Below are 20,850 nucleotides of genomic sequence, written 5' to 3'. Positions count from 1 at the left end.
GCGAGCTGTCAGCCGTCCAGTGCCATTCTCTCCGCATCACATCGGGAGAAGGAGCCGAGATCATGACTTCAGTACTGCGCAAGGCCTTGCTCGTTTCTACGGTCGCCGTCTGCGGCCTCGTTTCGGCGCCGATCGGCGCGTCGCTCGTTGCCGGCGGTGCCGCGCATCCCTTCTCGACCATGGCCTTCGCCGACGATGACGACGATGACGACGACAACGGCGGCCGTGGTGGTGGCAATGACGACCGCGACGACGATCGAGACGACGACCGAGACGATGACGATCATCGTGGCCCCGGTCACCGCGACGACGACGATGACGGCTTCGACGACATCGATGACGACTTCGACGATGCCCGGGATGATCATGAGATCGAACTGCGGGTTACAGACGAGAGCCTGCGGGGCCTGCGCAATGGCTCGCTGGTTGCCGTCGACAATCTCGGCCGGGTGCTTGAGGTCGAGGTGGAATACGAACGGGGCGTTCGCGTCGTCACGGTCGAGCCGCACGACAGCGATATCCGCCGCAATCCCGGGCCGATCGGCAGCGTCTCCATCCGGCCGGCGTTCTGACCCGGTTGCAATTTGCCCGGCGCATTCGCCCCACACCATGCGCCGGAGCAAAGGTCGGCCGTCACCAGCCCGCCCGGCGGCCCGACCCGGCAAGCGCATACCCTCTGTGCCCTATACGGCGCTGGGGGTATGCGCGTCGCTGGCGTTCCGGCGAAGCCTGGCATAGGTTCGCCCCGGCGAATGTTCGCGGCCCTGCCGCAGGACAGCCCTCCCGCGGCCTGTCCGCAAGCGCATTGGGAAGACGCAGCCGGACCTGAGGAGCCGCCGCGACAGGATGAAGCCATGGCGATGACACGACGAGATCTGATCGCGCTCTTTTGCTGCTCGCTCCTGCTTTCGCTCGCGCCGCAGCCCGGCGGCATGGCGGCTCTCGCCAAGGATGACGACGACGATGATGACGGCGGCTCGCATGGTGGCGGCGGCGGCCACGGAAACGATGATGATGATGACGACGATGACGACGACGCGGATGATGAGGATGATCTCGGTCAGGGAGGTGCCAGCCTCCGGAGCGACCAGGAGCGCGCCCGCGCCGGCGTCGAAAAGGGCGACATCCTGCCGTTGAAGGAGGTTCTCCGGCTGATCGACGAAGACAGATACGGCGCGGTCATCGCGGTCGATCTCAAGCGATCAGGCGGCAGCGAGATTTACCGGCTGCGCACCCGCGACAGCCAGGGCACGATCCGCAATCTGCGCATCAATGCACGGACAGGCAAGTTCGTGAACCTATTCGGTTTCTAAAGGAGCGGCATGCGGATTCTTCTGGCTGAGGACGATCCCCACATTGCGGCCCATGTGGCAAGCCGGCTGGAGGCGGAAGGTTATGGCGTCGATACGCTCGCCCATGGCCCTGATGTCTGGGAGCAGGGGGAAAGCGGCAATTACGCCTTGGTCATCCTCGATCTCGGCCTGCCGGGCATGGACGGGCTGTCGATCCTGAAGCGCTGGCGGCAGGCGGGACTGGAGACGCCGGTCCTGGTCCTGACGGCGCGCGGCTCCTGGATGGAGCGGGTCGACGGTTTCGATGCCGGGGCGGATGACTATCTGCCGAAACCCTTCCGGGCCGAGGAGTTGCTGGCGCGGCTGCGCGCTCTTCTGCGACGCGCCGGCCCTCGTATGCAATCGGTGCGCGTAGCCGGGCGCTTCACGCTCGACGAGGCCGGGCGCCGGGTGACGTTCGACGGCCAGCCGCTTGATCTCAGCCCGCTGGAATACCGCATGCTCGCGCTGCTCGTCGAACGCAAGGGCCAGGTGGTCACGCCGCTCGAACTGGCAAGCCATGTTCAAGGTCGCGACGACGATGCCGCCAAGAATGCGGTGGAAGCGATGATCGCCCGTCTGCGCAGGAAGACGGAAAGCGGTGCGATCGAAACGCGGCGCGGATTTGGCTACGTCCTGCCGGATGGTGGCGCGTGATCCGCTCGTTGCGGCTGAGGCTCGCGATCGGCGCGTCGATAGCCATCGGCCTGGTTCTGCTGGTGGTCTGGCTTTCCTTGAGCAGGCTTTTCACCGACTATGTTGCCGGGCGCTACCGCGCCGAAATGGCGACGCTCGTCGATACCGTTGCCGCCCAGGTGCGGGTGCGCAACGGTGAACTCGTGCTGCCGCGCGAGCCCGCCGACCCGCGCCTGAGCCTGCCGGCCGGCGGCCGCTACTGGCAGCTCGACCGCGACGGCGGTGCTCCTCTGCGTTCGCGCTCCCTGTGGGATACGGTGATCGATGGCGATCGCCCGTCGGCACCGCATCACCTGGGCTTCCTCGAAGCGGAGGGGCCGGACGGCGCGCCGATCCTGGTCTACCGGCAAGCGCTGGCGCTCGGCGAAGGAGCGGACGCCAAGCGCTTCGCGGTTGCTGCCGGCTTTGCGCGCGGCGAACTCGATGATGCGCTTTCAGCCTTTCACGGCCGTATCCGGCTGATGCTGCTGGCTACGGCCGCCGTGCTTGCCGGCGCCGCGTTCCTGCAGGGCGCGCTCGGTCTTCTGCCTCTGGTGCGATTGAGGGAACGCGCCGCCCGCGTCCGGTCCGGCGAGGAGAAGGATTTCGGCCTGGCCGGGCCGAGCGAAGTGCAGCCGCTCGTCAGCGAAATCAATCTTCTGCTTGCCGAGCGCGCGACCGCGCTGGCACAGGCCCGGGCGCGCGCCAGCGACCTCGCCCACGGCCTGAAGACGCCATTGACGGTGCTTGCGCAACTCGCCGAAGGCCTGCCGCGGGAACAGCGCGAGATCGCGCTCGAACAGGTCGATCTCGTACGCCAGCGCGCCGACCGCCAGCTCCAGGCGGCCCGCATGGGCGTCGAGCGCATGGCGACGACCTTGATCGCCGATCTCGGCAACAAGCTGGTCAGTGTCCTGCGTCCGGTGACCGCCGAGCGCGGCGTCGCCTGGGAGGTCGACATCGATCCGTCGCTCTCGCTCGACGTCGATCCGGCCGACCTTGCCGAATGTCTCGGCAACCTGCTCGACAATGCCGCCAAATGGGCGCGGACGCGCATCCGCCTTTCGGCGGTGGTGGTCGACGTGCGCGTGCGGATCACCGTCGGCGACGACGGGCCGGGCATTGCCGAGCGCGACCGCAAGCAGGCGCCGCGCCGCGGGGCCCATGGCGCCGATGCCGGGACGGGCCGCGCTTCGGGCAACGGCCTGGGGCTGGCGATCAGTGCCGATATAGCGGAAGCCTACGGCGCGACCATGTCGCTCGGGCAGTCGGTCCTCGGCGGTCTCGAGGTCGCTTTGATTTTCGACCTCGGCGGCGGCGGCCGTCGCCCGCGTGATCCGGTTTAGGCACAATGCGTCGTCGCAAAGGCCGAATGCGCAGGAGGCGGACGTACTCGATCGCCGCTTGCAGCGCGCCTTTTCGATTCCCCAGTTGCGCTTTTCGGGATGTGCGGTTATAAGCCCCCGTCCGAACGGTCCGGCAGGGCATGCCGTGGCCGTTCTTAACGCTGGAAATGGACCTCGTCTGTCCGTTTCGCATTCTTAAGAACAATGGAGTAGCAAAATGCCCAAGATGAAGACGAAATCGTCTGCCAAGAAGCGGTTCAAGATCACCGCAACCGGCAAGGTTCGTGCAGCGGCTGCTGGCAAGCGCCACGGCATGATCAAGCGTACCAATAAGTTCATTCGCGACGCGCGTGGAACCATGGTTCTCGCCGAGCCCGACGGCAAGAAGGTCGTCAAGAACTATCTGCCCAACGGTCTCTAAGACTTTCAGGCATATTGGACACGTTAAGGAGATCATGACATGGCACGTGTAAAACGCGGCGTTACCGCCCACGCAAAGCACAAGAAGACGCTGAAGGCAGCCAAGGGCTTCTACGGCCGTCGCAAGAACACCATCCGCGCCGCCAAGGCAGCGGTTGACCGTTCGAAGCAGTACGCTTACCGCGACCGCAAGGTCAACAAGCGCAACTTCCGCGCTCTCTGGATCCAGCGTATCAACGCTGCCGTCCGCGAATTCGGCCTGACCTACGGCCGCTTCATCGACGGCCTGAACAAGGCTGGCATCGAAGTCGACCGCAAGGTTCTGTCCGACATGGCTATCCATGAGCCGGCAGCATTCGGCGCTCTCGTCGAAGCTTCCAAGAAGGCGCTCGCCTACCTCAAGGAAGCCGGCACGGCAAACGAGTTTGAAAGCGCTGTTCGTTAAGCCAGCGTTTTCCCAAAATCGTTTTTGAAATTAGTTGGGAAACCCGCGCTGGCAGGGCTGGCGCGGGTTTTTCTTGTTGTACGGGACGAAAGTGTACCACGATCGAAGGGGACCATCGGCGGTCCCGGAGCTTGATGACGACGATATGAGGGCTCTGCTGGCAGCGCTTGCCGCCGGCCGGGGGCGCGTCGAGCGCTGCGATCTCAAGGATCGGATGGTTTGGATCAAGCGCTATCGGCGTCCCGGCCCCCGTCTTGCTCTGCGTGCGCAGGCGTTCGTCGCCCGGCTCGGCGGCGTCCCGGTGCTATCGCCATCGCCGCTTCTTGACGTCGAGGGCATGATCGAGCGCGAAGTTCGCCAGATCGCGACCTTCTCCGCGGCCGGTTTCTTGACGCCGGACGTCGTTTACCGTGGGCCGAAGGTGCTGGTTCTCTCCCACCTTGGCCTGCCCGTCAGCAAACATATGGGACCGCTGCGCGACAGCGACGCCGACGCACATGACCAGCTGCTGGTGCGTTGTGCTGCGGAACTCGGGCGCCTGCACCGCGCGGGCCTCTGCCATGGACGTCCGCATCCGCGCGATTTCATCCTTGAGGGCGGCGAGTTCGGTTTCCTCGATTTCGAAGAAGTGCCCGCGAGCGTGATGCCTCTGGCGACCGCCCAAGCGCGTGACCTCTGGCTCCTGTTCCTGCAGGTGGCGAGCCGTGCCTTGCAACCGGAAACCCCGGCCGCGGCCTTTGCCGCCTGGAAACGCGCAGCTCCGGCGGAAGCCAACAGGGCACTCGCTGAGATCATGCCGCTCTTCATCCGCTTCCTGCCGCTGGCGCGCTTCCTGCTGCGCATCCGGCAGGGCAACGACATCATCCGCTTTATCGCTGCGACGGACTATCTGGCGGGTGCAACCCAATCACATTCCTGAAGACAAGAACCGATATAGAACCGAACCCATTCCCGCATCGAGGCAGGACAGAATGAGCGAACTGGAAACACTGGAACGGACACTGCTGGCGGACATCGACGCCGCTGGCGACGAAGGATCGATCGAGGCTGTGCGCGTCAACGCGCTCGGCAAAAAGGGCTCGATCTCCGAGCTCCTGAAGACGCTCGGCACCATGACGCCGGAGGAGCGCCAGACCCGCGGCGCCCAGATCAACGCGCTGAAGAGCACGGTCGCCGACGCGATCGCCGCCCGCAAGTCGGCGCTGAAGGACCAGGCGATCGCCGAGCGTCTGGCCCGCGAGACCGTCGATATCAGCCTGCCGGTGCGCTCGTCGCCGGCCGAGCGCGGCCGCATTCATCCGATCAGCCAGATCGTCGACGAGATCACCGCGATCTTTGGCGACATGGGCTTCTCGATCGCCGAAGGTCCTGACATCGAGACCGACTACTACAACTTCACGGCGCTGAACTTCCCCGAGGGCCATCCGGCTCGCGAGATGCACGACACCTTCTTCTTCAATCCGGACGAGAAGGGTGAGCGCAAAGTGCTGCGCACGCACACCTCGCCGGTGCAGATCCGCACGATGGAAGCGCAGAAGCCGCCGATCCGCATCATCATCCCCGGCAAGACCTACCGCCAGGATTCCGACGCGACCCACTCGCCGATGTTCCACCAGGTCGAAGGCCTGGTGATCGACAAGGCGGCGAATGTCGCCAACATGCGCTGGGTGCTGGAAGAGTTCTGCAAGGCTTTCTTCGAGGTCGACCAGGTGACGATGCGCTTCCGCCCGTCGTTCTTCCCCTTCACCGAGCCGTCCTTCGAGGTCGACATCCAGTGCGACCGCTCCGGTCCGATCGTCAAGTTCGGCGAAGGCACCGACTGGATGGAGATTCTGGGCTGCGGCATGGTGCATCCGAACGTGCTGCGCGCAGGCGGCCTCGACCCGGACGAGTACCAGGGCTTTGCCTGGGGCATGGGCCTCGATCGCATCGCCATGCTGAAGTACGGCATGCCGGACCTGCGTGACTTCTTCAACGCCGACGTTCGCTGGATGACCCATTACGGCTTCCGCCCGCTCGACATGCCGACGCTGTTCGGTGGTCTTTCGGCCTGATCGCGAAAAATTAGGACACAGGTGAAATCATGAAATTCACGCTTTCCTGGCTCAAGGACCACCTTGAAACCGACGCTTCGCTGGAAGAGATCTGCGCGCGCCTGACGATGATCGGGCTCGAAGTGGAAGATGTCGACGACAAGGCCGCCTTCAAGCCCTTCGTCATCGCCAAGGTCGTTTCGGCCGAGCAGCATCCGAACGCCGACAAGCTGCGCGTGCTGATGGTCGATACCGGCTCCGGCGCTCCGGTCCAGGTCGTCTGCGGCGCACCGAATGCGCGCGCCGGCCTCGTCGGCGCCTTCGCCGCACCCGGCACCTACGTGCCCGGCATCGACGTGACGCTCGCCGTCGGCACCATCCGTGGCGTCGAAAGCCGCGGCATGATGTGCTCGGAAAAGGAGCTGCAGATCTCCGAGGATCACAACGGCATCATCGACCTGCCTGATGATGCGCCTGTCGGCACGAGCTATGCTGCTTACGCCGGCCTCGACGATCCGATGATCGAGATCAACCTCACCCCGAACCGCCCGGACTGCACCAGCGTCTATGGCATCGCCCGTGACCTCGCCGCCTCCGGCCTCGGCACGCTGAAGGCGCGGCCTGCACCGTCCTTTGCCGTCGACGGCGAAACACCGGTGAAGCTGACGCTCGACCTCGACGAAGACGCCCATCTCTGCCCGGGCTTCTCGCTGCGACTTGTGCGCGGCGTCAAGAACGGCCCGTCGCCGAAGTGGATGCAGCAGCGGCTGCTGGCGATCGGCCTGCGCCCGATCAACGCGCTGGTCGACATCACCAATTACATGACCTTCGACCAGGGCCGGCCGATGCACGTCTTCGACGCCGCCAAGGTCAAGGGCAACCTGACGGTCCGCCGCGCCAGGGACGGCGAGACGGTGATGGCGCTCGACCAGCGCGAATACAAGCTCGGCCCCAACAACGTCGTCATCGCTGACGAAAAGGCGATCGAGTCGATCGGCGGCGTCATGGGGGGTGAGCATTCCGGCTGCGACGAGAACACTACCGACGTCTTGATCGAGTCCGCACTCTGGGATCCGATGAACATCGCCAAGACCGGCCGCACGCTCGGCATCATCACCGATGCGCGCTACCGCTTCGAGCGCGGCGTCGATCCGGAATACATGGTGCCCGGTCTCGAGCGCACCACCGCGCTGGTGCTCGAACTCTGCGGTGGCACGGCTGCCAAGGCCGAAGTGGTCGGCTATGCCGGCTACCAGCCGAAGGTCGTCGACTTCCCGGTTTCCGAAGTGAAGCGGCTGACCGGCCTCGAAGTCTCCTCCGAAGAGAGCGTCTCGATCCTGCAGAAGCTCGGCTTCGGCGTCGAAGGTTCCGGAGCGCGCTTCAGGGTGTCGGTTCCGTCCTGGCGTCCGGATGTCGACGGCAAGGCCGATCTCGTCGAAGAGGTCATGCGCATCCACGGCGTCGACAACATCGTCGCTGCCCCCTTGCCGAGCCATGGCACCGTCAACGGCAAGATCCTGACGACGCTGCAGATCCGCACCCGCCTTGCCAAGCGCGCGCTTGCCGGCCGCGGCATGCTGGAAGCGGTCACCTGGTCATTCATCTCGGAAGAGCAGGCGAAGCTCTTCGGCGGTGGTGCGCCGGCGCTGAAGCTGGCCAATCCGATCGCTTCCGACATGTCGGACATGCGCCCGTCGCTGCTGCCGGGCCTTTTGACGGCTGCCCAGCGCAATGCCGACAAGGGCTTCGGCGACGTTGCGCTCTTCGAAGTCTCGGGCACCTATGAAGGCGACACGCCGGACGCCCAGCGCCGCGTTGCCGGCGGCATCCGCCGCGGCACGGCCTCGCTCAACGGCGCCGGACGTCTTTGGTCGAACGCGGCCAAGGGCGGCGGCAAGCCGGTCGACGTCTTCGATGCCAAGGCCGACGCGATCGCCGTGCTCGAAGCCTGCGGTGTGCCGATGGGCAACGTCCAGTTCGAGCCGGGTGGTCCCGCCTGGTATCATCCGGGCCGCTCCGGCACGATCAAGCTCGGCCCGAAGATCGTTCTCGGTACCTTCGGCGAGTTCCATCCGAAGACGCTCGAAGCGCTCGACGTTTCGGGCGCGCTCTCAGGCTTCGAGATCTATGTCGACGCCATGCCCGAACCGAAGAAGAAGGCGACCCGCACCAAGCCGGCGCTCGACCTTTCGCCGTTCCAGGCGGTCAAGCGCGACTTCGCCTTCGTCGTCGACAAGGCGGTGGAAGCCGGCGCCATCCTGCGTGCCGCCTCCGGTGCCGACCGCAAGCTGGTGACCGGCGTCAGCGTCTTCGACGTCTTCGAAGGTGCGTCGCTCGGCGAAGGCAAGAAGTCGATCGCCATCGAGGTGACCATCCAGCCGGTCGAGCGCACGCTGACCGACGAGGATTTCGAGGCGCTCACCGCCAAGATCGTCGCCAATGTGACGAAGACGACCGGCGGCGTTCTGCGCGCCTGATCCGATCGACAAAACGGATACCGAAAGGGCCGCTGCACTGCAGCGGCCCTTTTCGTTGCGGCCTATTGCGCCCGCTGCATCAGTTCGATGCGATTGCCGAAGGGATCGCTGGCATGGCACCTGCGGTAGCCGGCAAGCGGCTCATCCTCGGTGATCGCCACACCGCCGGCTTCGAGCCTGAGGATCATCCGCTCGAGATCGTCGACCAGGAAGGCCGGATGGGCCTTGCGCGCCGGCACGAACTCCCGGTCGATGCCGAGGTGCAGGCGGATGCTGCCCTGCTCGAACCAGCAGCCGCCACGGGCAAGAAGATTGGCCGGCTTGGCAACCTCCGTCAGCCCCAGCAGTGCGCCGTAAAAGCCGCGCGCCCGGTCTTCGCCGCCTTCAGGCATCGCGAGCTGCACATGCTCGATGGCGATGAGACGGCCGGTCGTGGTTAGGGGAGCGGGTGCCGGTTCCGTCATCCGGCGTGCAGGTGGTAGATCTTGTTGACGATCAGCCAGCGGCCGTCGATCTTGACCAACGACAGATAGTCGGAAAAGCGCTCGCCGGCGAAGCTGTCGACGACTTTCACGGTGGCCGCATCGCCGGTGATGTCGATCATCTGCACGTCCATTTCCGGCTGGCTGCCGGGCGGCGAAGCGCCGGTGTCGAGAATAGCCTTGATGAAGCCGTCACGCGTCATCCATTCGAGCGCGCCCTTGTAGTTTCCGATGATCGCGGCATCGGGATGGAAAGCCTTGCGCAGCGCCCCCTCGTTGGCAAAGGCCATGCCATCCACATAGAGGTGCACCACTGCACTGATCGCTTGCTCGTCGGACATCCCGCTCCTCCCCGGTTGCTTGTAGCTCAGAGGTAGTGCGTTCAGCGGGAATTTCGATGGGCATTCTCTCCGCTCCAGGAAGCGGAGAGAATTTTTGGCTCAACGATTGGTCAGCGCCAGCGAGGCGTCCGTGTAGCGTTTGCCGGCGACCAGGGCCGGGGAGAGGGTGTCGCCGAGCCGGCGAGCCTCGTCGGCCGTGAGGCTGATATCCGCCGCCGCCGCGTTCTGCTCCAGATGGTCGAGCTTGCGGGCGCCGGGGATCGGCACGATGAAGTCACCCTGGTTGATCACCCAGGCGAGCGCGAGCTGGGCGGCGGTCACGCCTTTCTCCTCGGCCAGCGCCTGCAGCGTCTCGACCAACCGGACGTTGGCATCGAAGTTCTCCGCCTGGAACCGCGGCAGCGAGCGGCGGAAGTCGTCGGCCTCCAGATCCTCGGCCTTGCGGATGGCGCCGGTCAGCATGCCGCGTCCGAGCGGGCTGTAGGGCACGAAGCCGATGCCGAGTTCGCGGCAGGTGGCAAGCACCTCTTCTTCAGGATCGCGCGTCCACAGCGAATATTCGCTCTGCACGGCGGCGATCGGATGAACCTTGTGGGCCCGACGGATGGTGGCGGCACTTGCTTCGGAGAGCCCAAGCGCCCGCACCTTGCCCTCGCGCACCAGTTCGGCCATGGCGCCGACAGTGTCTTCGATCGGCACCTCGGGATCGACGCGGTGCTGGTAGTAGAGGTCGATGACATCGACGCCGAGCCGCTTCAACGAGGCTTCCGCCACCGCCTTCGCCTGTTCCGGCCGGCCGTCGACGCCTTTGATGGCCTGGGCGGCGGGCACGCCTTTTTCGATGCGGAAGCCGAATTTGGTGGCGATCGTTACCTTGTCGCGCACGGCGCCGAGCGCCTTGCCGACGAGCTTTTCGTTTTCGAACGGACCGTAAACTTCGGCCGTGTCGAAGAAGGTGATTCCGAGATCGACGGCGCGGTGAAGCGTGCGGATCGATTCCGCCTCGTCGGCGGCGCCATAGGCGAAGCTCATGCCCATGCAGCCGAGGCCGATGGTGGAGACGGTAAGTTCAATCCCGAGTTTGCGGGTCTTCATGTCGTTTCCTTTCGGGTGATACGCGTCGGAAACGCGCTGGGAGGGCACGTCTGGTGTCCAATGCGTGAACTCGTGGCTGGGTCCGTCGCGGCACTTCGTGGCCAAGCGATGGATTCCCTCTGCCAACGCTGACGAGATCCTCGCTGCGTCCTGACGTTGGCGACACAGAGAGAATAGGCCCGTACGCGTCGGCTGAAAATCACTGTCAATTCTCACGGGCTGTTCTATTATTTCGATCAATGAACAGAACGCAGCTCTCCCAACTCGCGGTATTGGCCGCCGTTGCCGCCCATGGCAGCTTTCGCGGCGCTGCGCGGGAACTCGGCGTGGCGCCGTCGGCCGTCAGTCACGCCGTCGGCAGCCTGGAGGCGAGCCTCGGCATTCGCCTGCTGGCACGCACCACCCGCAGCGTCGCGCCGACGGAGGAGGGCCGCCGCTTGTTGGAAAGGCTGGCGCCGGCACTGGAAGAGATCGCCCATGCATTGGAAGCGGCCGCTGATGCCCGCGAGCGTCCCGCCGGCAATCTCCGCATCACCGCGCCGCGTTTTGCCGCGGATCTCATTCTCGCGCCGCGGCTCGGGACCTTCCTCGATCTCTATCCCGAGATCGTGCTCGAAATCGCCAACGAGGACGGTTTCACCGATATCGTCGAGGAGGGCTATGACGCCGGCATCAGGCTCGGCGAGAGCCTGGAGGCCGACATGATCGCGGTAAAGGTCGGGCCGGAGCTCGAAAGCGCCGTTGTCGCATCACCCGGCTATTTCGAGCGTCATGGGCGGCCGCAGCATCCGCGCGATCTCGCGGCACATCGCTGCATCCGCCGGCGTTTTTCCAACGGCACACTCTATCGCTGGGAGTTCGAGAAGGATGGCGAGGAACTGACGGTATCGGTCGAGGGGCCGCTGATCCTCGGCGAGGACCGTCCGATCATCAAGGCGGCAATGGGCGGGGCCGGCCTCGCCTATCTCTTTCTGTCCCGTGTCGAGACCGCGATCGCCGAAGGCAAGCTGCAGCGCGTCATGGAGGACTGGTGCGCACCCTATGCCGGTCCCTATCTCTATTATCCGAGCCGGCGGCAGATGCGGCCGGCGCTGCGCGCCTTCATCGATTTCTTCCGCCACAGCGGCTAGCCGCCGGTGCGAAATCGGGTGTCCTGGCAGGGCAAGAACTGGAATACCTGCGGTTTGGTCCACGCGTCCATTGAGACGAGAAGGAAAGACGATGAAGAAGCCCGGCTCGATGAAAGGCCTTGAAGATCTCGGCCGGGTGCGGCTTTCCCGAAACTTCTTCTTCCGCGATTTCCTGCATTCGGAGATCGCCGATTTCTACCGCATCCCGAACATTCCCGATGATCCGGACCTGGCGATCGAGGCAGGACGCCGCCTCTGCGAGGAGTTGTTGGAGCCGCTGGAGGCGACGTTCGGCCGTCTCGTCATCCGCTCCGGTTATCGCAACCGTGCCGTCAATGGCTTCGGCAATGCCAACGGTCTCAACTGCTCGACCAATGCCGCCTCTGCCGCCGACCACATCTGGGACATGCGCGACGCCGACGGCTGCATCGGTGCCACCGCCTGCATCGTTATCCCCTGGGTCTGGGACCGGCGCGGCGAAATCGGCGGCTGGCAGTCGATCGCCTGGTGGATCCACGACCATCTGCCCTACGCGTCGCTCTGCTTCTTCCCCAAGCTCTGGGCCTTCAACATCCAGTGGCATGAGCGACCGGCGCGGCGGATTTCAAGTTTCATTCAGCCGCGCGGCCTTTTGACCAAGGCCGGCATGGCGAACCAGGCCGGCCGTCATGAAGACGCTTACGCCGGGTTTCCGGACTTGAGAAATGTGCCGAAATTGACCTTGTAGCGCACGTGCTCGTCGGTTTCGGAGTAGCGGTCGTAGAGCCGCCGTGCCGTCGTATTGTCGGCCTCGGTGTACCAGTAGAGCCGGTCCCAGCCCTTGTCCTGGCAATGCGCAATGAGATCGTCGATCATCGTCCGCGCCACGCCCTTTCCGCGCGCGGCGGGATCGACATAGAGATCCTCGATGTAGCAGATCGGCTGGCGGAAGAAGGTCGCGAGCTGTTCCTGGAAAATCGCGAATCCGACCGTCTGGGCGTCGAGGATCGCCAGCCGCGCAAAGAGCGGTGCCGAAGGATCGATCAGCCTCTTCCAGGTAAGGTCGATGATGTCTCCGGCGAGATCGGTGCCGGAAAAGGCGACATAGCCCGCCCAGAGGCGGCGCCAGTCCGCCTCGTCGCCGCCTGTCGCGGCGCGTATCGTCAATGCCATTTGGTTGTTTTTGCTCCCGTCATTCACCGACGTCGTTGAGTTTTCGCACCGCCTCGTCCGACAACTCAAGTTCAGCGGAGCGAATGAGGCTCTGCAATTGCGCAAGGCTGGTGGCGCTGGCGATCGGTGCCGTGACGCCCTTGCGTGTCCGGATCCAGGCAAGGGCTACTTCCGCCTGGGTCGCGCCGGTGTCGGCCGAGATGTCGTCGAGTACGCCAAGGATGCGCATGCCGCGTCCGTCGAGATATTTCTCGACACCGCTGCCGCGCACTGAGCCTTCGAGGTCCTTGTGCGTCCGGTATTTCCCCGAAAGGAAGCCGCGGGCCAGTCCGAAATAGCTGATGACGCCGATCTCCTCGGATATGCAAAGATCGCGCAGCGGCCCTTCGAAGGCGTCGCGGTCGTAGAGATTGTATTCCGGCTGCAGCACCTGATAGCGCGGCAGGCCCTGGTTGGCGGAAACGTCGAGCGCCTCGCGCAGTTGCAGAGAATTCAGGTTGGAGGCGCCGATCGCCCGCACCTTGCCCTCGGTCAGCAATTGGTCGTAGGCCGCAAGCGTCTCCTCATAGGGCGTGTCCGGATCAGGCCAATGGGAGAGGTAGAGATCGATATGGTCGGTCTTGAGCCGTTTCAGCGAATCCTCCACCGCCTGCAGGATCCAGCGGCGTGAGAGCCCCTTGCGATCGGGGCCGAGCTCGGAGCCGACCTTGGTGACGATGACGGCCTTGTCGCGCGACCGGCCCGACTGTTTCAGCCACTTGCCGATAATCGTTTCGGACTCGCCGCCCTGGTTGCCGGGCGCCCAGGAGGAATAGACATCGGCGGTGTCGATGGCGTTGAACCCGGCATCGAAAAAGGCGTCGAGCAGCGCGAAAGAGGTCTTCTCGTCGGCCGTCCAGCCGAAGACATTGCCGCCGAAGACGAGGGGCGCGATTGTCAGGTCGGTGCGGCCAAGTCTCAGTTTTTCCATGGTTTCGCTCCATTGGACTGGATGAAGGCATGTTGCGATCGGGAGGATTGCGAAGGAAAGATAGGGCAGAAAAGCTGACATTGTCACCCGCCTTTCGGCAATTTTCTGCATGCCGCCCTTCTCGGCCAAACTGCTGTCTGCCGCTTGCTAGGTACGTACCTCGGCGCTAGTCTCGGCGACAAAAACCAGGGAGCTCCACCATGTTACGTTTCGGAATTCTGTCGACGGCCCGGATCGGCCGCGATCTCGTCGTGCCGGCCATTCAGGATGCGGAAAACGCCGTCGTTTCAGCCGTTGCCAGCCGCGATTTCGCCAGGGCCCGGGCGATGGCCGATCGCTTCTCCGCGCCGCATGCTTTCGGCTCCTACGAGGAGATGCTGGCATCCGACGTCATCGATGCGGTCTATATTCCGTTGCCGACGGCGCAGCACGTGGAATGGTCGGTCAAGGCCGCCAACGCCGGCAAGCACGTTCTGTGCGAAAAGCCGATTGCGCTTCGCGCCTCGGAGATCGATCAGCTGATCGCCGCGCGTGACCGCAACGGCGTCCTGATCGCCGAAGCCTTCATGGTCACCTACAGCCCCGTCTGGCGCAAGGTGCGCTCGCTGATTGCCGAAGGCGCGATCGGCCGGCTGCGGCACGTCCAGGGCGCCTTCACCTATTTCAATCGCGACCCCAACAACATGCGCAACATCCCCGCGCTCGGCGGCGGCGGACTGCCCGATATCGGCGTCTACCCGACAATCACCACGCGTTTCGTCACGGGCAAGGAGCCGGTGCGGGTGCAGGCGAATACCGATCGCGATCCGGAGTTCGGCACGGACATCTATTCGAGCGTCAGGGCCGATTTCGGTGATTTCGAGCTGAGTTTCTATATCTCCACCCAGCTTGCCGCGCGCCAGGTCATGGTCTTCCATGGCGACAAGGGCTTCATCGAGGTGAAGTCGCCCTTCAACGCCGACCGCTACGGCCGCGAGGAGGTGGAGCTGACGAACCAGAACCACGCCCAGTCCCAGCTCTTCCGCTTCCAGGATGCGCGCCAGTACAAGCTGCAGGCGGAAGCCTTTGCCCGGGCCGCCAAGGGCGAGGACGAGGAAGTGGTGACGCTCGAGAACTCGCGCCTCAACCAGAAATTCATCGATGCGATCTACCGCGCCAGCGCCAAGGATGGCTGGGAGGCGATCTGAGCCTCCCCAATAATGCGAGAAGGCCCGCCGGCATCGCCGGCGGACCTCTCTCCCGAATTCTTGAGGCGACCCCGTCAGGCAATCACCGTCCGCTCGCGCGCCAATCCTCGCAGCTTGAAGAACAGGAAGTCGGCAACGCCGACCATGCCGATCATGACGAGGGCGATGCCTTCGGCGGAAAGGGAGGCGTAAGCCGACAGCAGCAGTGCCAGGCTTGCCACCTGCCAGAGCATGTCGCCGGCAATGCTTACGCGCGCCGCTGTCGCCACCGGGCCGCCATTACGCGCCGCCGAGAGGTGGAACAGACCCCAGATCAGCAGACCCGCACCCAGCGCCTTCAGCACGACCGGCGTGATGAAGGGCGTCGCGTCGGCGTTGACCAGCGCGGCAAGCGGCGCCGCTGCGAGGATCAGCACGGCGCCGGCGACGAGCGAGAAGACGCCGTCGGCGAGGAAGGTCTTGTTGAGCAGGCTGCGGTTCGAGAGGTTCATCGTCGGCTCCATCGGTTTGTCGATGGCCGGAATTTGCGCCGATGACGTCATCAAGCCAATTACCTCTGAGGTAATGGATTTTACCGAGCACGCGGGCCACTCTGCCGGGCAAACGGAGAATCACCACACATGCAGTTTGGCGAACATCTGAAGGAGTGGCGCGGACACCGCCGCATGAGCCAGCTCGACCTCGCGGGCGCCGCCGGCATTTCGGCGCGTCACCTGTCCTTCCTTGAAACGGGCCGCTCGAAACCATCCGAAGGCATGATCCTGCGGCTGGCCTCGGTGCTGGAAATCCCGGCGCGTGACCAGGGCACGCTGTTTTCGGCTGCCGGCTATCGACCGCGCATGGCGACACGGCCCGCCGCGGGACTGGACGCCATGCCGCCTGTTGTTGCCAATGCCATCAGGCTGATCCTGGCGCGCCACGATCCCTATCCCGGCCTGGTGCTCGACCACGAGTACACGCTGCTCGTCGTCAATCCGGCGCTGGCGAGCCTGGCGGTTGCCGCCGACATTCCGTTCCAGCCCGGAGAGAACTTCCTCGACACCTTCCTCGGCAACGACAATGTGCGCAAGCTGGTCGTCAATTGGGAGGCCGCGGCCGCCGATCTCGTGCAGCGGGTGCGCACGGAAGCCTGGCTGCAGGGACCGCGCAGCCGCCTCGGCAAGCGCCTGGAGAAGGCCGCGTCCAACCCCGCCGTGGCGCGCGCTATCGAGAACCATCCGGATACCGACCGCTTGCCGGTGCTGCCGATCGAGCTCGATGTCGGCGGTCTGCGCTTAAGCTTCATCACCACGCTGCAGACCTTCGGCTCGACCCAAGATGCGCTGGTGGAGGGCGTGCTGATCGAGTCCTTCTTCCCCGCGGACGAGGAAACCAAGTTGTTCTTCGAGCGGAAGGGATGAGCGACTACCGGTCGCGCTCAAGGCCGATGGCAATCGCGCCGCAGAGCATCAGCGCGACGCCCATGTTGTAGGCGCCGATCGCCGCGGCTGCCTGGATCCAGTCGCCGGCGGCACCAGACAGCGCCAGCAGCGCCGTGCCGGCGAACAGGCAGGCGCGTGCCGATCTGAGGCCGCATATGGCAATGCCGAGCAGGAAGGAAACAGTGACGATCATGGGGCGCTGATCCTGGCCATCCGTTCAAGAGTTGATGATGATCATGCCGCTGATGATCAGCGCGGCACCGAAGGCGTAACGCAGCGTCACCGCTTCGCCGAGAAAGACGACGGCAAGCAGCGGCACGATGCAGAAGGTGAGCGCCATGAAGGAATAGGCGATCGTCAGCGGCACCGACTTGATCGTGAAGATCCAGATGATCGTGCCGATGCCGTAGACGGCGAGCGCGATCAGCAGGGTCGGGCTGAGGGCAAGCGCCAGCAGGTTCTGGGTGCTGGCGCTCCCGGTTTTCGCGCTCGTTAGCTTGAAGAGGATCTGCCCGGCCGAAATCAGCACCGGCGTGAAGAACAGTCCGAACCATACGGTGGGCGCGAGATTGAGGTTCATCGCCATGGCTCACACCGCCTGATTTCTGTCTTCGCAATAGAAGATGTCGCGGCCGATATCGATGCAGCTGTGCTCGGCCGGAACGGGATGCATCGCCCGCAGGAAGGAGTGGGTGTAGGGGAAGAAGTTGAAGTGCGGATTGAAGGTGTAGCGATACTCGCGCTCGCGCGGCACGACGATGATCAGGCGCCGGCGGGTGATCCGGCGGAGCTCGGCGATCGCCTTGCGGTAGTCGAGGATGTGCTCGATCACATGCGTGCACACAACCGTGTCGAATTCGCCGTCCGCAAAGGGCAGGTCCTCGATCATCGCCGCGTGGTATTCGATGCCTTCGATCCGGGCCGCATCGTCGATGGCGAAGTCGACGCCGGTGAGGCGCTTGACGGCGGGGCTGGCCGCGCGGATCCGCTTCAACAGGACACCGGTTCCGCAACCGACATCACAGACACTGTTGCCGACGATACTCGCCGCGATCTTGCGCACGCAGGCCTCGGAATTGTCCGTTCCCTCGTGCACCCGCGGATGCTTCCTGTAGAGGTCCTCATATTCGCCCGCCGAAAGGAAGGGCGCCCGAGCGCGAAACTCCGCGAGATGCGCGATGTGCTTGCCCCAGGCGAGGCTCGCCATGCCCTTGAACAGGCGCGAATCCCTGAGAACAGGCGGAATGACGTCTTCGATGAGGAAGCGTATGCGGTTGGTCGTTTCCCGGTTCATCCGCGGCGCTCCCGCACGATCCGCCGTGCCGATTGCAAGTCGGTTTCCTGATCTTCGATCCGGGCTGGGGCGATGTCGCCACTCGAACGCTCAAGGGGTGCAGCCCGTAACGGCGTCGCGATATAGTGCAGCCGGAGCTGCTCGGTGCGGGCGCGCGACACCGAATCGAGGATCAGGCCGGCGGTAAACATCATGATCGACACCAAAAGCAGCGCCAGGGAAAACACCCAGGTCGGCATGCGCGGCACGAGCCCGGTCGCGAAATATTCGATGAGGACCGGCGTCATGAAGATCGCGCCTGCCGCCATAAACATCAGGCTGATGAGGCCGAAGAAGGTGAACGGGCGCGTCTCCTTCATCAGCATCACGAAGGTCCAGAGGATCTTTGCGCCGTCCCTGAAGGTCGAGAGCTTGGAATGGGATCCTTCGGGGCGCCGGCCGTAGTCGAGCTCGAGTTCGGCGACCGGCAGTTTCAGCCGGGAGGCGTGCACCGACATTTCCGTTTCGATCTCGAAGCCGTTGGAAACGGCCGGAAAGCTCTTGGCGAAGCGCCGCGAGAACACCCGGTAGCCGGAGAAGATGTCGTTGAAGTCGGTACCGAACATCGAGCGGTAGAGCAGGTTGAAGAGCCTGTTGCCGAGCGCATGCCCCTGCCTGCCGGCGTCGTCGTGAACGCCGCGTCGCGTTCCGACGACCATGTCGGCGCGCTCGGTGATCAGGGTGCGCACGAGGTCTTCCGCATCGGTCGGGCAATAGGTGCTGTCGCCGTCCGCCATCACATAGATGTCGGCGTCGATATCGGCGAGCATGCGGCGCACCACATGTCCCTTGCCCTGCCGGCGCTCGCGCACGACCGTCGCGCCCGCAAGCATCGCCTTCAGTGCCGTGCCGTCGGTCGAGTTGTTGTCGTAGACGTAGATGCGCGCCGCCGGCAGCGCCGCCTGGAAGCCCTGGACCACTTGCCCGATGGTCGAGGCTTCGTTGTAGCAAGGCAAGAGAACGGCGACGTTGAAGCGTTCGAACATCCTGAAGGCTCGGTTCGTGTTGGATTGCGCCATCTTAGGCATCAGGGTGTTAACAAGACGCCAAGGTGCGCCGCACGGGACGGCCGACAGGCCCGGCCTTGCCGCTTCGCGCTTTACGCTTTCTTGATCGCGCTGGCGTAGCATGCCCGCGGGATCGAGAGGGGCGGGAACCTATGTCGAGCGGCACGGCGGCACTACCGGAAATGGCAGCGATAGGGAGGCAAAGGCAGCTCTGGTCGAGCCTGCGTTGGATGCTGCTCGCCTATGGTGCGCCCACCGTGCTTTTCCTCGTCGTCCAGTTCCTGAGGGCGTCCGATTACGTTGGTCGCGACAATGACGATGCCATGCGCCTGGTCGAGGTGCGCGACCTTCTCGCCGGCCAGAGCTGGTTCGACCTGACGCAGGTCCGCCTGGGGCTCGATGGCGGAACGCTGATGCACTGGTCGCGCCTGGTCGACCTGCCGATCGCCGGGCTCATGTCCATGTTCCGGCCCCTTGTCGGCGCAATACAGGCGGAGGTCCTGGCGCTGGCGATCTGGCCGATCTCGCTGGCGGTTTTGCTGTTGGCGGCCATGGGGCTGGCCGGGCGCCGCGCAGGCGGCACCGCCGCCATGCACTTCTGCCTCGGGCTGACCGTGATCTTCATCGCCACGTCGAACCGTTTCCTCGGGGGCGCGATCGATCACCACAATCTGCAGTTGGTGCTTGCCGCCGTCATGGCGGCAATGCTCGTCGATCGGCATTATCGTGCCGCAGGCTACGCGCTTGCCGGAATGGCGGCCGCTCTCGCCATCGCTGTCGGTGCCGAAACGACGCCGCTCGTGGCCGTCGTCTGCGCGATCGTTGCCTGCCAATGGCTCTGGGTGGGTCAACCGGCGTCGCGCGCGACCGTCGCCTTTGGCCTGTCGCTGGCAGCCGGCCTGAGCGCCATCTTCTTTGCGACCGTGCCGCCGCGCCTCTATTTCGTCGCGACCTGCGACAATCTCTCGATTGCCTTCTATTCGCTGGCGCTGACGGGAGGCGTGCTGCTGGCGCTTGCTGCCGCCACGGCAAGTCGCAGCACTCCGGCGATGCGCTTCGGGGCGCTCGTTCTCTGCGGCGTCGGTGTCGCCGCGGTTGCGCTGGCTGTGGCGCCGCAATGCCTCGGCAATCCGCTGGCTAGCCTTGATCCCCTGCTCGTCGAGCTATGGCTCGATCATGTCACCGAAGCCCGTTCCTTCGCGGCAATCGCCGCGCAGGAGCCCGCCAATATCGGCGCCTACTATTTCACCGGCGCCTTTGCTTCGGCCATTTGCCTCTGGCGCATCTGGCGCCGTGACAGGGCCGGCCTCAATCTCGTTCTCCTCGCTCTGGTGCTTTCGAGCCTGGCGATCGCGCTCGTCCAGGTGCGCGGGATGGCATTCTCCAACCTGCTGGCCATCGTGCCGATCGCGCTTTTGCTTGCCGACCTCCGCGCTCGCTCCAACGGCGGCACGGCCGGCACGCGCGCCTCTCTCCTCTATGTCGGCGCGCTGCTCATTTCGGTTCCGGCGACGTGGGCCGTTGCCGGCACACTCGCCGCAAAGGGGATCGGGGGATTGGTCGCGGAAACCGCAACCACGAACGGCGGGGCGTGCCTGACGGAGGGGGCGCTTGCCGATCTCAAGGGGCTGGCGCCGTCGCTGGTCGTCGGGCCGTCGGATATCGGCGCGACGCTCCTTCGCCGCACCGGACACCGTGTGCTCAGTGCGCCCTATCACCGCAATTCCGGCGGCCTGCTTCAGGAATTGAAGATCGGCCTCGCCGAGCCCGAAGCGGCCGGCGTCATGTTGCGCCAGCTCGGGCGACCGGTACTTGCCTTCTGCGCGCGCGAGGTTCAAACCCAAGTGATCGCCGCCCGCGCTCCCGACGGCCTCTATGCTCAACTGGCCGCCGGACGCGTGCCGGCGTTCCTCTCGCCGCTACCGGTTTCGCCAGACTCGCCCATCCGGCTCTATGTGCTGACACCTTGAGCGCCATGCCTTTGGCGCGTGGAAAGCACGATCGA

24 protein-coding genes are annotated in these 20,850 nt (G+C 64.7%); 14 read left to right on the top strand and 10 right to left on the bottom strand.

Annotated features, from left to right (window positions below):
- The first annotated feature begins 62 nt into the window (after positions 1-62).
- The 9 genes from XB14_RS33270 to pheT all read left to right on the top strand — a co-directional run bounded on the left by XB14_RS33270 (position 63) and on the right by pheT (position 8,727).
- Positions 63-572 (top strand): hypothetical protein, encoded by a 510-nt coding sequence (locus XB14_RS33270; protein ID WP_077962743.1) that lies wholly within the window; start codon positions 63-65, stop codon positions 570-572.
- Positions 573-854: 282 nt separating this feature from the next.
- Positions 855-1,313 (top strand): PepSY domain-containing protein, encoded by a 459-nt coding sequence (locus tag XB14_RS17020; protein WP_234804064.1) that lies wholly within the window; start codon positions 855-857, stop codon positions 1,311-1,313.
- A gap of 9 nt (positions 1,314-1,322) precedes the next feature.
- Complete coding sequence (locus XB14_RS17015; RefSeq protein ID WP_077962742.1) at positions 1,323-1,988, top strand: response regulator transcription factor; 666 nt, start codon at positions 1,323-1,325, stop codon at positions 1,986-1,988.
- Positions 1,985-3,352, top strand: a complete 1,368-nt coding sequence (locus XB14_RS17010) for an ATP-binding protein (RefSeq protein WP_077962741.1) — start codon at positions 1,985-1,987, stop codon at positions 3,350-3,352. The genes XB14_RS17015 and XB14_RS17010 overlap by 4 nt, the downstream gene beginning before the upstream one ends.
- 217 nt (positions 3,353-3,569) lie before the next feature.
- The gene (gene rpmI, locus XB14_RS17005; RefSeq protein WP_077962740.1) at positions 3,570-3,773 is read left to right on the top strand and encodes a 50S ribosomal protein L35; all 204 of its coding nucleotides are present in this window, start codon (positions 3,570-3,572) and stop codon (positions 3,771-3,773) included.
- 39 nt (positions 3,774-3,812) lie between these two features.
- The gene (gene rplT, locus XB14_RS17000; protein ID WP_012710091.1) at positions 3,813-4,217 is read left to right on the top strand and encodes a 50S ribosomal protein L20; all 405 of its coding nucleotides are present in this window, start codon (positions 3,813-3,815) and stop codon (positions 4,215-4,217) included.
- A gap of 145 nt (positions 4,218-4,362) precedes the next feature.
- A complete protein-coding gene (locus XB14_RS16995) occupies positions 4,363-5,136 on the top strand; it encodes a hypothetical protein (protein ID WP_077962739.1) in 774 nt (257 codons plus the stop codon).
- Between the two features lie 52 nt (positions 5,137-5,188).
- Positions 5,189-6,271: a phenylalanine--tRNA ligase subunit alpha gene (gene pheS / locus XB14_RS16990; protein WP_077962738.1), complete on the top strand. Its 1,083-nt coding sequence runs from the start codon at positions 5,189-5,191 to the stop codon at positions 6,269-6,271.
- A 29-nt stretch (positions 6,272-6,300) separates the two neighbouring features.
- Positions 6,301-8,727: a phenylalanine--tRNA ligase subunit beta gene (pheT, locus tag XB14_RS16985; RefSeq protein ID WP_077962737.1), complete on the top strand. Its 2,427-nt coding sequence runs from the start codon at positions 6,301-6,303 to the stop codon at positions 8,725-8,727.
- Between the two features lie 62 nt (positions 8,728-8,789).
- Here the strand turns inward: pheT and XB14_RS16980 are convergent, their stop codons facing one another.
- The 3 genes from XB14_RS16980 to XB14_RS16970 form a co-directional block, all read right to left on the bottom strand.
- Positions 8,790-9,191, bottom strand: a complete 402-nt coding sequence (locus XB14_RS16980) for a VOC family protein (RefSeq protein WP_077962736.1) — start codon at positions 9,189-9,191, stop codon at positions 8,790-8,792.
- The gene (locus XB14_RS16975; RefSeq protein ID WP_077962735.1) at positions 9,188-9,550 is read right to left on the bottom strand and encodes a nuclear transport factor 2 family protein; all 363 of its coding nucleotides are present in this window, start codon (positions 9,548-9,550) and stop codon (positions 9,188-9,190) included. Before XB14_RS16975 ends, XB14_RS16980 begins: the two co-directional genes overlap by 4 nt.
- Before the next feature lie 99 nt (positions 9,551-9,649).
- The gene (locus XB14_RS16970) at positions 9,650-10,645 is read right to left on the bottom strand and encodes an aldo/keto reductase (protein ID WP_077962734.1); all 996 of its coding nucleotides are present in this window, start codon (positions 10,643-10,645) and stop codon (positions 9,650-9,652) included.
- Between the two features lie 239 nt (positions 10,646-10,884).
- On the opposite strand from XB14_RS16970, the gene XB14_RS16965 reads away from it, so the two are divergent.
- The gene (locus XB14_RS16965; protein ID WP_077962733.1) at positions 10,885-11,775 is read left to right on the top strand and encodes a LysR family transcriptional regulator; all 891 of its coding nucleotides are present in this window, start codon (positions 10,885-10,887) and stop codon (positions 11,773-11,775) included.
- A gap of 91 nt (positions 11,776-11,866) precedes the next feature.
- Entirely contained in the window at positions 11,867-12,502 is a 636-nt protein-coding gene (locus tag XB14_RS16960; protein WP_077962732.1) for a hypothetical protein, read from the top strand.
- On the opposite strand, the gene XB14_RS16955 is transcribed toward XB14_RS16960, so the two are convergent.
- Positions 12,454-12,927: a GNAT family N-acetyltransferase gene (locus tag XB14_RS16955; RefSeq protein WP_077962731.1), complete on the bottom strand. Its 474-nt coding sequence runs from the start codon at positions 12,925-12,927 to the stop codon at positions 12,454-12,456. The genes XB14_RS16960 and XB14_RS16955 overlap by 49 nt on opposite strands.
- Before the next feature lie 19 nt (positions 12,928-12,946).
- Positions 12,947-13,897, bottom strand: coding sequence for an aldo/keto reductase (locus XB14_RS16950; RefSeq protein ID WP_077962961.1), 951 nt, complete (start codon positions 13,895-13,897; stop codon positions 12,947-12,949).
- Between the two features lie 200 nt (positions 13,898-14,097).
- On the opposite strand from XB14_RS16950, the gene XB14_RS16945 reads away from it, so the two are divergent.
- A complete protein-coding gene (locus XB14_RS16945; protein ID WP_077962730.1) occupies positions 14,098-15,084 on the top strand; it encodes a Gfo/Idh/MocA family protein in 987 nt (328 codons plus the stop codon).
- A gap of 74 nt (positions 15,085-15,158) precedes the next feature.
- Here the strand turns inward: XB14_RS16945 and XB14_RS16940 are convergent, their stop codons facing one another.
- The gene (locus tag XB14_RS16940) at positions 15,159-15,626 is read right to left on the bottom strand and encodes a hypothetical protein (protein WP_077962729.1); all 468 of its coding nucleotides are present in this window, start codon (positions 15,624-15,626) and stop codon (positions 15,159-15,161) included.
- A gap of 78 nt (positions 15,627-15,704) precedes the next feature.
- On the opposite strand from XB14_RS16940, the gene XB14_RS16935 reads away from it, so the two are divergent.
- Positions 15,705-16,484 (top strand): helix-turn-helix domain-containing protein, encoded by a 780-nt coding sequence (locus tag XB14_RS16935; RefSeq protein WP_077962728.1) that lies wholly within the window; start codon positions 15,705-15,707, stop codon positions 16,482-16,484.
- Positions 16,485-16,488: 4 nt separating this feature from the next.
- Here XB14_RS16935 and XB14_RS16930 read toward each other — a convergent pair whose 3' ends face one another.
- Genes XB14_RS16930 through XB14_RS16915 form a run of 4 tightly spaced genes read right to left on the bottom strand, consistent with a single transcriptional unit; the run spans position 16,489 to position 18,857 of the window.
- Complete coding sequence (locus XB14_RS16930) at positions 16,489-16,698, bottom strand: hypothetical protein (protein WP_077962727.1); 210 nt, start codon at positions 16,696-16,698, stop codon at positions 16,489-16,491.
- A gap of 24 nt (positions 16,699-16,722) precedes the next feature.
- Entirely contained in the window at positions 16,723-17,091 is a 369-nt protein-coding gene (locus XB14_RS16925; RefSeq protein ID WP_234804063.1) for a transporter, read from the bottom strand.
- Between the two features lie 3 nt (positions 17,092-17,094).
- Positions 17,095-17,799, bottom strand: coding sequence for a class I SAM-dependent methyltransferase (locus XB14_RS16920; protein WP_077962726.1), 705 nt, complete (start codon positions 17,797-17,799; stop codon positions 17,095-17,097).
- A complete protein-coding gene (locus XB14_RS16915; RefSeq protein WP_077962725.1) occupies positions 17,796-18,857 on the bottom strand; it encodes a glycosyltransferase family 2 protein in 1,062 nt (353 codons plus the stop codon). Before XB14_RS16915 ends, XB14_RS16920 begins: the two co-directional genes overlap by 4 nt.
- Before the next feature lie 140 nt (positions 18,858-18,997).
- Between XB14_RS16915 and XB14_RS16910 the strand changes: the two genes are divergently transcribed.
- Positions 18,998-20,815 (top strand): hypothetical protein, encoded by a 1,818-nt coding sequence (locus XB14_RS16910; RefSeq protein ID WP_077962724.1) that lies wholly within the window; start codon positions 18,998-19,000, stop codon positions 20,813-20,815.
- Positions 20,816-20,850: the final 35 nt, after the last annotated feature.

Origin of the sequence: Ensifer adhaerens (genome assembly GCF_002007205.1) — a bacterium.
Classification (GTDB): Bacteria; Pseudomonadota; Alphaproteobacteria; order Rhizobiales; family Rhizobiaceae; genus Ensifer; species Ensifer adhaerens_D.
Note: the sequence above shows the minus strand (reverse complement) of the source record. Positions and strands in the feature narration are given on the sequence as shown.

Bases quoted from the DNA above. Each gene is read 5' to 3' on its own strand.
- XB14_RS33270 (WP_077962743.1), top strand. From the start codon at position 63: ATGACTTCAGTACTGCGCAAGGCCTTGCTCGTTTCTACGGTCGCCGTC.
- XB14_RS17020 (WP_234804064.1), top strand. From the start codon at position 855: ATGGCGATGACACGACGAGATCTGATCGCGCTCTTTTGCTGCTCGCTC.
- XB14_RS17015 (WP_077962742.1), top strand. From the start codon at position 1,323: ATGCGGATTCTTCTGGCTGAGGACGATCCCCACATTGCGGCCCATGTG.
- rpmI (WP_077962740.1), top strand. From the start codon at position 3,570: ATGCCCAAGATGAAGACGAAATCGTCTGCCAAGAAGCGGTTCAAGATC.
- rplT (WP_012710091.1), top strand. From the start codon at position 3,813: ATGGCACGTGTAAAACGCGGCGTTACCGCCCACGCAAAGCACAAGAAG.
- XB14_RS16995 (WP_077962739.1), top strand. From the start codon at position 4,363: ATGAGGGCTCTGCTGGCAGCGCTTGCCGCCGGCCGGGGGCGCGTCGAG.
- pheS (WP_077962738.1), top strand. From the start codon at position 5,189: ATGAGCGAACTGGAAACACTGGAACGGACACTGCTGGCGGACATCGAC.
- pheT (WP_077962737.1), top strand. From the start codon at position 6,301: ATGAAATTCACGCTTTCCTGGCTCAAGGACCACCTTGAAACCGACGCT.
- XB14_RS16980 (WP_077962736.1), bottom strand. From the start codon at position 9,191: ATGACGGAACCGGCACCCGCTCCCCTAACCACGACCGGCCGTCTCATC.
- XB14_RS16975 (WP_077962735.1), bottom strand. From the start codon at position 9,550: ATGTCCGACGAGCAAGCGATCAGTGCAGTGGTGCACCTCTATGTGGAT.
- XB14_RS16970 (WP_077962734.1), bottom strand. From the start codon at position 10,645: ATGAAGACCCGCAAACTCGGGATTGAACTTACCGTCTCCACCATCGGC.
- XB14_RS16965 (WP_077962733.1), top strand. From the start codon at position 10,885: ATGAACAGAACGCAGCTCTCCCAACTCGCGGTATTGGCCGCCGTTGCC.
- XB14_RS16960 (WP_077962732.1), top strand. From the start codon at position 11,867: ATGAAGAAGCCCGGCTCGATGAAAGGCCTTGAAGATCTCGGCCGGGTG.
- XB14_RS16955 (WP_077962731.1), bottom strand. From the start codon at position 12,927: ATGGCATTGACGATACGCGCCGCGACAGGCGGCGACGAGGCGGACTGG.
- XB14_RS16950 (WP_077962961.1), bottom strand. From the start codon at position 13,897: ATGGAAAAACTGAGACTTGGCCGCACCGACCTGACAATCGCGCCCCTC.
- XB14_RS16945 (WP_077962730.1), top strand. From the start codon at position 14,098: ATGTTACGTTTCGGAATTCTGTCGACGGCCCGGATCGGCCGCGATCTC.
- XB14_RS16940 (WP_077962729.1), bottom strand. From the start codon at position 15,626: ATGACGTCATCGGCGCAAATTCCGGCCATCGACAAACCGATGGAGCCG.
- XB14_RS16935 (WP_077962728.1), top strand. From the start codon at position 15,705: ATGCAGTTTGGCGAACATCTGAAGGAGTGGCGCGGACACCGCCGCATG.
- XB14_RS16930 (WP_077962727.1), bottom strand. From the start codon at position 16,698: ATGATCGTCACTGTTTCCTTCCTGCTCGGCATTGCCATATGCGGCCTC.
- XB14_RS16925 (WP_234804063.1), bottom strand. From the start codon at position 17,091: ATGGCGATGAACCTCAATCTCGCGCCCACCGTATGGTTCGGACTGTTC.
- XB14_RS16920 (WP_077962726.1), bottom strand. From the start codon at position 17,799: ATGAACCGGGAAACGACCAACCGCATACGCTTCCTCATCGAAGACGTC.
- XB14_RS16915 (WP_077962725.1), bottom strand. From the start codon at position 18,857: ATGGCGCAATCCAACACGAACCGAGCCTTCAGGATGTTCGAACGCTTC.
- XB14_RS16910 (WP_077962724.1), top strand. From the start codon at position 18,998: ATGTCGAGCGGCACGGCGGCACTACCGGAAATGGCAGCGATAGGGAGG.